This is a genomic window from Lawsonibacter celer, from assembly GCF_014281125.1.
In the GTDB taxonomy this organism is placed as follows: Bacteria; Bacillota; Clostridia; order Oscillospirales; family Oscillospiraceae; genus Lawsonibacter_B; species Lawsonibacter_B celer.
The window spans coordinates 161,788-173,387 of the sequence record NZ_JACOEA010000004.1 but is presented as its reverse complement, the minus strand read 5'-3'; the positions used below and the strand labels follow the sequence as shown (position 1 = coordinate 173,387).

Sequence of the window (11,600 nt, the reverse complement as noted above, 5' to 3'; positions counted from 1 at the left end):
CTCCTTAAAGGCCAAAGTAGTCCAGCAGCGCCATGGCCTCTTTCTCTGTGATTCTCCCGCTGGATACCGCCCGCTCAATCAGGTTTTTCCGGTTGGTCTGCGGCGTTTCCTTCGCCTGGTCTCCAAACAGGTCGGTCCGATCCAGCGCCGGGCTTTCCAGCTGAGCCTTCAGGGCAAGCGCCGCTTCACTCAGCCCGCCCTCATTCTCTGTCCCGGTATCATACTCCGTCCCCATGTAATACTTATAGTCCTTCTCCACCTGCGGCGTGATGTTCCCACGGTCCACCGCGTCCATCACCTGGTTGTAGGTGAGCACCGGCTTGTAGCCTCCGCTCCCGCCCGAGCTCCCGCCGCCGCGCTTCTGCTGCAGCGCCGCCGCGTAAGAGCTCGTCAGGGCGGCGATCTCCGCGTCGCTCAGCCCAAGGGACCGGAAGGCGCTGGCGTCTCCGGTGTTCTCGTACAGATACTGTGCGATCTGCCACTTCCGGTCATAGGACACATCCTCCCGGCTGAGCTCGTCCAGCAGCTGCTGGCGGCTGAAGCTCTGCTGCCACTGGCTGTTGGCAATATCCGCCTGCTGCCGGTTAAACCACGATTCATCAGCCCAATTCCGCTGCGTCTGCATCTGCGCCACCAGATTGCCGTAGGTGGACAGCTTGTCCATGGCCAGCTGGGCCGCCTGCTGGGCGATGGAAATATCTCCCGTCAGCCGCCGCCCATGACGATATCCGTGCCTGTCTCAATGCAGTTGTTATAGAGCATGGACAGGAGGGGCAGGTGTTTGAACTCCATTTCGGCCTCGTCAATCTTGTTGTAGGTATTGACAAAGTTGTCGATCCAGAAGCGGAACTGTTCCTCCACGGCGTGCATTACGTCGTCCATGTCCCGCATGTCCTTCAGATAGCTGGTAGGGGCGCCAATGGGCGCGTCGTCCACCCAGTCTCGGCCGTTGTTCAGGGTCAGCTGCATGGTATAGGGCAGGCAGATGTAGCCGGAGTCGTACCAGCCGTGCATATAGCCGGGAATAGTGGGCTGCGCGGAGCCCACTATTCCCGGGCCAGCTCTATGGGGATGCCGCCGTAGTAGGTGCCGCAGCCAAAGCCGATGCCGAAACGGGAGAGCAGAGTACGGCGCAGGCGTGGTCAAGGTGGAAACCCTTATCGGCGACGACTGGCGCAGGTCAGGCCACAACGTCAACCTATGCATCGACAATTTCTCCAATCCGGTCTTTACCATCCAGAATAGTGGCAAGCGCCTGATCGCGCTGGACCCCGAGACCGAGCAGGAAAAGCGGATCCTGCTCCAGCAGCTGCAGCAGGCGGACGTATTTGTGAGCAATGTGCGCATGCGGTCTCTAGAAAAAATGGGGCTGGATTATGAGTCTCTGAAGGAGTGCTTTCCCCGGCTGATCTACTGCCACTTCACCGGATACGGACACCGGGGGCCGGACGCCAACCGGCCCGGCTTTGACATCGCGGCCTTCTAGTCGCGGGTGGGCGCCCGGGTAGATTGGGTGGAGGAGGGCAGCTTCCCCGTGCGCGCCTCCGGCGGCTACGGCGACATGGTCACCGGTCTGCTGATCTACGGCGGGATCCTCACCGCCCTGCTGGGCCGTGAAAAGACCGGGCACGGCACGCTGGTCACCAACTCCCTCTTCGGCACCAGCATGTGGGTCAACGCCCAGTCCATCGTCTGCGCCCAGGCGCCCGCGCTGCATAAAATGCCAGAGGATATAGACCGCCCGGGCAGCCCGGTGGTGCACGACTACCGCTGCAAGGACGGCGAATGGCTGGCCCTAGTGGGCATCGGCTATGATAAGAATTTCCCCCGCTACGCCAAGGTGCTGGGCATTGAGGACGTGCTGGAGGAAATTACCTTTGCAAACGGCACGAAAAACGCCATTCCCCGGCCGCCGCTGCACTTGAGCGGCTATGCCCAGCGCCACACTGTCCCTTTGGGCGGCGTGGGGCAGCACACCACGGCAATCCTACTGCAATTGGGTTACACGCAGGAGGAGATCCAAAGGATGCGGCAGGAGAGCCAAATTAAATAAGTACAGCGTCCCCGCCGGGAGCAGGCACACTGCCCTCCCGGCGGGGACAAATTATGCCCCACAAATTCGGGCAAACTGGTGAAAAAGGCGTTTTCTCGTAAAAACGAATTCCCGCACAGGCTCACTCTATCCTTCTCCGCTCTGATATGATATACTTGGCTGGAGAAAAGAAGGAAACAGACCTTGACCTTCCATCTGGTGGAGGGTGTATGCTCAGTTCCGGAATCAAACAAAAGGAGGCATTCTATGAAACGGATCCTTTCCTCTCTGCTGGCAGCCGCCTTGCTCTGCTCCATGCTGGTCCTGCCCGCGGGCGCGGCGGAGCCCTCCGCCGCGGCACAGGCCGCCCAGGCGGCCGCTGAGGCAGCCCTGAACTACGGCGGCGCCCAGAGCGTCCAATACGCCCTGTGGCAGGACGGGGAAATCACCCTGACCGGCCATGCGGGCAACTACTCCCGCACGGAAAACCGGGCATTGACCGATGACATTCTCTACGGGATCGGCTCGGTGAGCAAAGTCTACACCGCCGCCGCAGTCCTCCGTCTGGCGGACGCGGGCAAGCTGGAGCTGGACAAGCCGGTCTGCGGCTACCTTCCCAACTTCCGCATGGCGGACGAGCGTTACCGGGACATTACAGTGCGGATGCTCCTCAACCACTCCTCCGGCCTGGCGGGCTCCACCCTGGCCAACGCCTTCCTACTGGACGACCCGGACACTGCGGCCGCGGACACCCTGCTGGAGGAGCTGGAATCCCAGGTGCTCAAGGACGATCCCGGCGCGTTCAGCGTCTACTGCAACGACGGCTTCACCCTGGCGGAGCTGGTGGTGGAGGCGGTCAGCGGGATGGACTTTGACTGCTACATCCAGCAGGAGATCCTGGCCCCCGCCGGTCTGGAGGACACCTATTTCCCCGGCGGGGACTTTGACTCCGGCCGTCTGGCCAGGACCTATCTGGCCGCCGGGGGAGACTCCCCCGCCCTGCCCCCGGAGACGGTGGGCGTCCACGGCACCGGCGGCGTCTACGCTACCGCCTCCGATCTGGCCGCGTTCGGCGGACAGGTCTGGTGTGAGAACGGTGTGCTCAGCCAGACCATGCGGAAGGCCTCCATGGCCGACGAGTACCGCCGCGGCATCTGGCCGGAGGACGAGGAGGATTCCGTGGCCTACGGCCTGGGCTGGGACAGCGTGCACTGGTATCCCTTCGCCTACAGCGGCATTCAGGCCCTGACCAAGGGCGGGGACACTATTTTGTATCACGCGGGGCTGGTGGTCTTGCCGGAATACCATATTGCTGCGGCCGTACTCTCCTCCGGCGGTGTGAGCACCTATAACGAGATGGCCGCCTCCCAGATTCTGATCGCCGCCCTGGCGGAGCAGGGGGTGGAGGTGGAGCAGGGCGCCCACACCCTGCCGGACGCTCAGCGGGCCGCCATGCCCGCCCAGCTGACCGCCTATGCCGGTCTATACGGCGACTCCACCTCGTCCGTACCGGTCACCGTCAGCTCCGACGGGGTCCTGACCGCCGCTGGCGGCCCCCTGTACTATTACAGCGACGGCTCCTTCCGGGACGAGAAGCAGAGCGTGATGGTGAAGTTTGTCCAGGAGGACAACGGACAGACCTACCTCTGGCAGAAGGCCTATACGCAGCTGCCCGGCCTGGGGGAGCTTCCCAGCTCCGCCTATGTGTACATGAAGCTGCCGGAAAACCCGGTAGGTCCAGAGGTGCAGGAGGCCTGGGACGCGCGGAACGGCAAGCTCTACCTGACTTTGAACCTGAAGTACACCAACATCAGCTATCCCGCCGCCATGCCTGCGGCCGCTCTGGCGACCGACCCGGTCAATGCGCCCGGCTATATGGTCTTTGACCGCATTGTAGATGAAAACTACGCCGAAGGCACGGCCCGAATCCCCGGCCTGGGCGGCCGCGACTGGCAGAACGTTACCCTGTATCGCGATGAAGCCGGTGTGGAGTACCTGGAGACCTGTGGAAGCCTCAGCATGGATGCGGCGGCAGCGGAATCCCTCTTTCCGGGCGCCTCCTCCTGGTCCACCATCCAGGCCGACGGCTATGCCCGCTGGTATCAGATCGGCGCGCAGGCAGCTGGCAAGACCATGGCGGTCCGCCTGCCGGAGGCCGGCGGCTTTGCGGTCTATGACGCGGCCGGGCTTCCCGTGGCCGCCTCCTGGGCCTATGGGGATACCTCCGCTGTCCTGCCCGTCGGCGGCTGGGTGGTCTTCGCAGGCGATCCCGGGGCGCGTTTTTATCTCTCGCTGAGCAGCGGCAAGTAATGCATATCAAAAACCCCCTTCCGGCAACTGCCGGAAGGGGGTTTTTCTTCTATCAGAAACAAATTGACCACTCAGGGAACCAGTTCTACCGTATAGCCCAGCTCCTTCAGACCGGACACAATGCCGCCGGGATCGGCCCCACGGGATGTGCCATCCCGCGGGGACCCTGTTTCCTTTTACATGCTCGGCGGAAATAAATTCCGCCTGCGCCAGGGCCGCCTTCTGCAGCCCTGAGACGCGCCACTCGGCGCGGCCCTCTCCGAGGGCTGGCGGATCCCACGGATCTCTCAGGGAACCAGTTCTACCGTATAGCCCAGCTCCTTCAGACCGGACACAATGCCGCCGGGATCCACCATGTGACCTGCGCCCACGGCCATAAAGAAGGTGTGCTCGCCCTCGGTCTCCAGATAGTCCGCTGCGGCCTGGATCATCCCCGGATCCCGGTCGGTAAACAGCCGGGCGTTGAGTTCGTCATCGCTGGACACGATGGCGGCCTTGTCATATACCCGGGCAAAGGCCTCCGGGTCCCGGGTCTTCCAGGCGGCAAACATCTCGCTCATCACCTGCTGGTTCTCCTCTGCCGCGTCTGCGGCCTCCTGGGAGGGCTCGCTCCCTTCCGCCTCAGCCTCATAGATGGCCAGAGTGGCGTCCAGATAGGCCTCCTGATATTCCGCGGTCAGGGTGTCAAAGATGTTCCCCTGGAGCTCATAGGTCTCCACTCCCTCCACCGGCAGGCCTGCCCAGGAGGCCGCGCTGTTCAGGTAAAGATCCACCGCCATGGCGTTGCCGCTGGTGGTGTCGTCCATGGAGGCAAGGGTATTGAAAGTATTGGCCAGCGCCCAGGGCTTGTAAAGGTCAATCTGCTCCTGGGTCATGCCCAGGGCCAGCAGCGCCTGGCTCACCCGCTGGTAGAGCTCCGGGCTGATATGGTCGGCCAGGGTGGTGCCGTCGCCGTACATCTGCAGGGCCGCAAAGGTCTCCAGCCCCGCCGGGTCGTTGAAGTCCAGCTCAAAGGCCACATTTTCCGAGGACAGCAGCGCGTCCCGCACAGACTTGTGCAGGGGATAGACATTGTCCCGGTCCAGGTGGATGGTCCCCAGCAGATAGAGGGTATTGCGCCCGTTTGTGGCCTTCCACAGCAGGCCCTTTGAGCCGGCATCGTTGGCGTCGTAAAGGGCCAGGATGAGCCGGTTCGCCATGACCATGGCCTCCTGATAGGTGCAGGTCCGCTTCAAAGCCAGATCGCTTCCGGTCCCCTTCACCACACCCAACTCCTGCAGGAAGGCCTCCATGCCCGCCTCCACGCCGGGAAAGGCGTAGGCGGCGGCCTCCTGATACAGGGCGTTCATCACGCCGCCCCGGGTGTGGTCAATGACCAGAGGCGTCTCCTCCCCGCCGGCCTGCCGGACCGGCACGCCCAGCAGGGCCAGTTTGTCCCCGACCACGCCGGTCAGCTGATCCAGCTGCTCATCCGTTACCGGGTCAAGTATGTAGGCGCCGTAGTTGTCGTCCATCAGGCCCATGGCGTAGCAATCCGCGACGGCGTCGTAGGCCCAGGGCGAGAGCTGCTGCGCCGGTGTCTCTTCACCGGCCGCCAGGGCCGGGGTCAGCAGCATCGCCGCCGCCAGCAGCCCAGTGAGCATGCGCTTTACCATCTGTCTCATTCCTTTGCTCCTTTCCGTTTTCCATTGCTTGTCTTTCAGTGTACCACTTCCGCCTGTAAAGTCAATGGAAGAAAGATTAAGTTATTCTAAGGTTTTCTTTTACACTTGACAGGATAGGTTTGTTCTGATAAACTAGGTTTATTCAAACAAACCTTTCTTATTTCAAAAAGGAGATAACCGCATGGAGGATTACAAGCTGTTTGACGCGGAGTATCGGCTGATGGACCTGGTCTGGCGGGAGGAGCCGGTCAACTCCACTCAGCTGTCCAGGCTGTGCCTGGACCAGTTCGGCTGGAAAAAATCCACCACCTTCAACCTGATCCGCAAGCTGGCGGGCCGGGGCTTTCTGCAGAACGAGGCCGCCACGGTCACCGCGCTGGTCAAGCGGGAGCAGGTGCGCCAGTACGAGAGCGAGGCGGTTGTGGAGCGCGCCTTCGGCGGCTCTCTGCCCGCCTTTGTGGCAGCCTTTCTCAGTGATCGGACGATTTCCCCGGCAGAAGCCGAAGAACTGCGGCGGATGATTGAGGAAAGCGAGGAGCGGCATGGCTGACGTATTCCGGACGCTTCTCTCCATGAGTCTGACGGCCGCGGCGGTGGCCCTGATCGCCCTGCCCCTGCGCTGGCTCTTTCGACAGGTCCGCCTGCCCGCCGCTCTGTGCGTGGCCCTCTGGCTGGTGGTGCTGGTACGGATGGTGCTGCCAGCGGGGGTTCTGACCTCCCGGCTCAGCCTGGTGCGATGGAGCGCGTTTCCGCCAGAGCAGGAGGAGCGTCTGGTGCAGGACCCGCGCCCCGCCGGGGCCCAGCCAGGCGCGCATCTAACCACCGCCGCGCCCGAGGTCCCGTCTCAGCCCGCCCGAAGCCCTGCCGCCCCCGCGGACACGCCCGTCTCCCAGACCGGGCAGCCGGTCCCCGCGCAGGGACCCGCCCCTACGGACGCGCTGTTCTGTGTATGGCTGGCAGGTGTGGCCGGGGTGTGGGGGTATGCGGCTTTGTCCTGGCTCCGGCTGCGCTTTCTCCTGGCTACCGCCGTGCGCAGGGACGGTTATTGGGAGAGCGACCGCATCCCCGCCCCCTTCGTCTTTGGCCTGTTCCGCCCCCGGATCTACCTCCCGGCCGGAGTAGGCCCGGACGCACTGGACTGGGTGCTCCGCCATGAGCGCGCCCACCTCCGGCTGGGCCACCACTGGCTCAAGCCCCTGTTCTTCCTTGCCCTGGGCCTGCACTGGTTTAACCCGGTCCTGTGGCTGGCCTGGGTATTCTTCTGCCGGGATCTGGAGCTGTGCTGCGACGAGGCCGTGCTCCGCCGGGGCGGGAGCGGCGCCGCCTACTCCGCCGCCCTGCTCTCCCTGGCCGCGCCCAAGCGGGGACTGCTCCTGCCCCCCGGCTTTGGGGAGACCGACGTAAAGCGCCGCATCAGGGCGGCCCTGCGCTGGAGGCGCCCGGCCCGGTGGGCCGTTGGGCTGACGGTCCTTCTGGCGGTCCTGCTGCTGTTCTGCCTGGGGTGCGACCCCGCCCGGAGGAATCCGTCTCTTCCGGAGGCCGCCCCGGCGCTGACCGTATCGTCCTCCTCCACAGACGAGCCGCACTCCATCCCAGGCACAGCGGACGCTCTGGCGGGCCGGTCCGCCGCAGAGCGGATCGCCGTCATCAGCACCTCTCCCTCCCTGACCTTCTGCTTTGAGACGCCTCCGGACCAGGTGCAGGCGGTGGAGTATCAGATGGACGGTTCCGGCCCTGTCTCACCGTTGGAGCGGACCCTCTCCGGCCCGAATGGGGCGGATGGACAGTATTTCCTCTCCTTGGAGCGCCGGCCCGACTCCGCAGGGGATGGTTCACTGGAGGAGCGGCTGATCGTACTCACCTGCCGCTGGGGAAAGGGCGAGGAGGCCAAATCCTGGCAGTATGCCGTTTCGGCGGCGGTTCCCTCTCTGCTGCCTGGTACGCTTCTGGACAAACCTGTGATCCTGGCGGGTGAGAACGGGGACTGGGTGGATTCTGAGGGCAGCTCGGTCTGGCTGGACTACGGCAGCATGCTCTATATTCTCCAGCCCCAGGGGCGGGCGGGCCGGGAAGAGCTGCGCTATGACCTGGTGGACGGGGCCGGAAACGTGGTCTTTGCCGCCGGGCATACCACCACCCTGCTGGACGGCGACCCCCATTCCGCCTCTTCCTATGGCTTCCCCCTGTACCCCCTGGGACTGGCGGAGGGCGACCCCCTGCGCCCTGCCCAGCGCCAGCGCTATACCCTGACCTACCGCTGGGCGGACGGTGGGGAGGATGTGTATACTTTCGAGATCGACTGCCCTGCCGAGCTTGCCCTGGCGGATATCGCCTCCCGGGTACCCGCCCCCGCCTCCTGGGCCGACCAGGACCTGGGAGACCGGAACCAGATCACCAACCTGGAAGGCCTGCTCACGGAGGAGACCGCTCTCTGGGGCTTTTCCGACAACAGCTTCACCGACGGCTGGCTGGTGTTCACCATCGGCCATGGCGTGGGCGGCGCGGACACCTATGTCTACCGTACCCACGACGGCGGGGAGACCTGGACGGAGACCGGCCGCCCGGAGGAGGCCCAGTGGCACGCCGTCGCCGCGGCTTTCCCCAGCAATGACGTGGCCCTGATCGCCATCGGGCGCTTCAACGGCGCGCCTGTCTTCCGCACCGGCGACGGGGGCGCCACCTGGGAGCACGTGGACCTCCCCCTTCTGGACGCCGGGGAAGGCTGGGAGGTTGTCTCCATCCAGACGGGCGGCCCCATGCTCCTCACCTGTGCGCGGCAGAGCGGGGAGAGCTGCACCCTGTATTCCACGGACGAGGGAGTGACCTGGCGGACCATCCCCTCTCTGGAGGACCCGGAGCAGCTCGCCCTGTCCGATCTGCCCTGGCCGCCCTATGAGACCCAGGGTACTTTTTTCCCCGACATCTCCAACTGGTATGACAACCCCATCAAGCTGGTCGGCTTCTCAGACGACCGCACCGCGGCGGTCTTTTCCTTCGACGAAGCGCTGACCGGCTGTCCCGGCCTTCTGCTGTGCGTGGGTGGCCAGCTCGCCTATTTCCCCGCCCTGACCGGTCCGGACGGCCCCCGCATGTCCGCCGCCAATCCTGTGTGGGGAGACTTTGACGCAGACGGGGCAAAGGAGCTGGCGGTCACTCCCCTTGTGGGCACCGGCACGGGAGTCAGCATGCAGAACCTGTACCTCTTTGAGTGGGACGGTGCGGAGCTGACCCTGGGCGGCGTTCTGGACGCCTACACCCTGCCGGACACGGTCTCCGCCGCCCTGCCGGAGGGCTGTCGGGCGGGCAGCATCGTGGACTTCTGGGCGGAGGGGGATAAGCTGTTCTGCTCCATCGGGGTGACAGAGGCCTCCGACACCCCCATGCTGAACTATGTGGGCACGCTGGAGGGCCCTGTGGTCTACGACGGCCGTTCTATTTCCCTGCACAATCTGCAGTTTTCTCCTGACTCCTGAAAACAACACCCGGAGCGGAACGCTCCGGGTGTTGTTCCATTTATCGGGCCGAAACGCCCCAGAGGCAGTCCCGGCTGATCTCCGAGATGGTATGTACCCCACACATGGCCATGGTATCCGCCAGCTCCCGCTTGAGCTTGTCCGTGTACAGCGCCACTCCTTCCGCTCCGCCTCCGTAGACGGCGGTGACAAACGGCCTGCCGATGAGCACCCCCCTGGCCCCCAGGGCCAGGGCTTTGAACACATCCAGGCCGGAGCGGATGCCGCCGTCCACCAGGACGGTAATATCCCTCCCCACCGCGTCCGCAATGGCGGGCAGCACCTCCGCCGTGGCCGGGCACTGGTCCAGCACCCGCCCGCCGTGGTTGGAGACCACAATGGCCGCCGCGCCGGCCGCCGCCGCTTTCTCCGCGCCGCGCACGGTCATGATCCCCTTGAGGATCAGGGGCTGGCCCGCGGCCTGCACAATCTCCCGCAGCTCGGCCACGCTCTTGCTGCCCGCAGGCGGCGTGCGCCCCTGCAGAAAGGGCAGTCCCGCCGCATCAATGTCCATGGCGATGGCTGCCGGTCCCGCCGCTTTGGCCAGCTCCAGCTTGGCCAGCAGCGTATCCCGGTCCCACGGCTTCACGGTAGGGATACCCGCCCCGCCGCTGGAGCGAATGGCCGCGCAGGCCGCCTGGAACACCTTGGGGTCCGTTCCGTCCCCGGTAAACGCCGCGATGCCGTTTTCCGCACAGGCGGGCACCAGGATCCCATTGTAGGCCAGGTCGTCATACTTGTCCCCATAGTGCAGCTTCATGGCCCCTACCGGGGCGGCAAAAAAGGGCGCCTCAAAGTTCCGTCCAAAGAGGGACACAGCCGTGTCCGCCGGCCGGTTTTCACAGATGGTGTCCATATTGACGCACAGCTCCTGCCACTTCTGGTAATTGCGTTTGGCCCCGGTGCCCAGGCCCTTGGCCCCGGGGCCGGGAATTGTGTTCCCGCAGGCCGCGCCGTTGCAGACCGGGCAGGCCTTACAGTAGGGGCCGCTGCAGGCGCGGGCCCGCTCCAACAGTTCCGGATAAGTCATATCGTTTTCCCTCCTGTGCGGTTCACGCCATCGCCTGCCTGAGGGCGTGGGCCAATTGATCGGGGCAGGAGGTCGCCTTGAAGCCGCATCGGATGCCCTCCATCCGCTCCACCGCGTCCTCCACCTTCATGCCTTCAATCAAACGGGAGATCCCCTGCAGATTCCCGCTGCAGCCCCCCTCGATTTCCACCGAGCGGATCACACCGCCCTCCACCTCAATTGTCATCTGCCTGGAGCAAACGCCCTTCGGGCTGTATCGAATGGTCATGCCTGCTTTTCCTCCTTTTCGCATGGAGTAAACTATATACCATTCCACCGCCTTTTTCAACCGCTTTCCGCCCACCTGACCGGCCCCCCACGGTCGGGATTGCAATTCATCCAACAGGTGTGCTATAATATTTGCGTGTGAATTCATAGTTGTGTTCTATGATAAGTTGGACAGAGAGAGGTGAGGTGGAGTATGCCTCAAAGCACCAAGCAGGCCTTGGCGGCTTCTCTTGGGAAACTGCTGGTCCGAAAGCCCCTGGACGATATTACCGTCAAGGAGATCGTGGAGTCCTGCCAGGTCAATCGCCAGACCTTTTATTACCATTTTCAGGACATCTATGATCTGCTCCGCTGGTACCTGGATCATGAGTCGGAAGCCGTGCTGGCCAAGTGCACCACTTGGCAGGAGGCCGTACTCAATACCTTTCTGTTTACCCGGGAGCACCATGTGGCCGTCTATCATATCTTCCGCTCCACCGGGCGCGAACACATGGACTGTCATTTCTATACCATGGCCTATAAGATCACCTCGCGGATCTTCGCCCATGAGAGCGAGGGGCTCTCCCTCTCCGCGGAGGACCTGGAATTCCTGTCCGACTTCTATATGTACGCTCTTGCGGGCATGATGATCGGCTGGGTGGCCAACGGCATGAAGGAGGAGCCCGCCGACCTGGTACGGCAGATCAGCCGTCTGCTGGACGGCGACTTTCGCCGCCTGGCGGAAAAATACGCCGGTCATACATCCTGAGCCCTGTGGTCTCCCGCAGATATTTCCGGACTATCCC

Annotated in this window: 9 protein-coding genes and 1 pseudogene; 5 read left to right on the top strand and 5 right to left on the bottom strand. The window is 63.8% G+C overall.

Translation table 11 applies throughout. The features are described from left to right. Positions 1–4 precede the first annotated feature (4 nt). Positions 5–664, bottom strand: coding sequence for a hypothetical protein (locus tag H9Q75_RS08990; protein ID WP_186566284.1), 660 nt, complete (start codon positions 662–664; stop codon positions 5–7). A 41-nt stretch (positions 665–705) separates the two neighbouring features. After that, complete coding sequence (locus H9Q75_RS12800) at positions 706–1,047, bottom strand: pyruvate formate lyase family protein (RefSeq protein ID WP_186566282.1); 342 nt, start codon at positions 1,045–1,047, stop codon at positions 706–708. Here H9Q75_RS12800 and H9Q75_RS12690 point away from each other — a divergent pair. Continuing rightward, positions 1,028–2,053: pseudogene (locus H9Q75_RS12690) on the top strand (CoA transferase). The gene H9Q75_RS12800 and the pseudogene H9Q75_RS12690 overlap by 20 nt on opposite strands. A gap of 246 nt (positions 2,054–2,299) precedes the next feature. Then, entirely contained in the window at positions 2,300–4,342 is a 2,043-nt protein-coding gene (locus H9Q75_RS08970) for a serine hydrolase domain-containing protein (RefSeq protein ID WP_186566277.1), read from the top strand. Positions 4,343–4,629: 287 nt separating this feature from the next. On the opposite strand, the gene H9Q75_RS08965 is transcribed toward H9Q75_RS08970, so the two are convergent. Then, positions 4,630–6,006 carry a TraB/GumN family protein gene (locus tag H9Q75_RS08965; RefSeq protein ID WP_186566275.1) on the bottom strand — a complete coding sequence of 459 codons (1,377 nt, stop codon included), beginning with the start codon at positions 6,004–6,006 and terminating at the stop codon, positions 4,630–4,632. 181 nt (positions 6,007–6,187) lie between these two features. On the opposite strand from H9Q75_RS08965, the gene H9Q75_RS08960 reads away from it, so the two are divergent. Next, positions 6,188–6,556 carry a BlaI/MecI/CopY family transcriptional regulator gene (locus tag H9Q75_RS08960; protein ID WP_186566273.1) on the top strand — a complete coding sequence of 123 codons (369 nt, stop codon included), beginning with the start codon at positions 6,188–6,190 and terminating at the stop codon, positions 6,554–6,556. Next, positions 6,549–9,479 (top strand): M56 family metallopeptidase, encoded by a 2,931-nt coding sequence (locus H9Q75_RS08955; RefSeq protein WP_186566271.1) that lies wholly within the window; start codon positions 6,549–6,551, stop codon positions 9,477–9,479. The genes H9Q75_RS08960 and H9Q75_RS08955 overlap by 8 nt, the downstream gene beginning before the upstream one ends. A gap of 40 nt (positions 9,480–9,519) precedes the next feature. Here the strand turns inward: H9Q75_RS08955 and H9Q75_RS08950 are convergent, their stop codons facing one another. Both H9Q75_RS08950 and H9Q75_RS08945 read right to left on the bottom strand, forming a co-directional pair. Beyond that, the gene (locus tag H9Q75_RS08950; RefSeq protein ID WP_186566269.1) at positions 9,520–10,548 is read right to left on the bottom strand and encodes an alpha-hydroxy acid oxidase; all 1,029 of its coding nucleotides are present in this window, start codon (positions 10,546–10,548) and stop codon (positions 9,520–9,522) included. Between the two features lie 22 nt (positions 10,549–10,570). Next, positions 10,571–10,816, bottom strand: a complete 246-nt coding sequence (locus H9Q75_RS08945) for a TIGR03905 family TSCPD domain-containing protein (protein ID WP_186566267.1) — start codon at positions 10,814–10,816, stop codon at positions 10,571–10,573. A 192-nt stretch (positions 10,817–11,008) separates the two neighbouring features. Between H9Q75_RS08945 and H9Q75_RS08940 the strand changes: the two genes are divergently transcribed. Continuing rightward, positions 11,009–11,563 carry a TetR/AcrR family transcriptional regulator gene (locus tag H9Q75_RS08940; protein WP_186566265.1) on the top strand — a complete coding sequence of 185 codons (555 nt, stop codon included), beginning with the start codon at positions 11,009–11,011 and terminating at the stop codon, positions 11,561–11,563. Positions 11,564–11,600 lie beyond the last annotated feature (37 nt).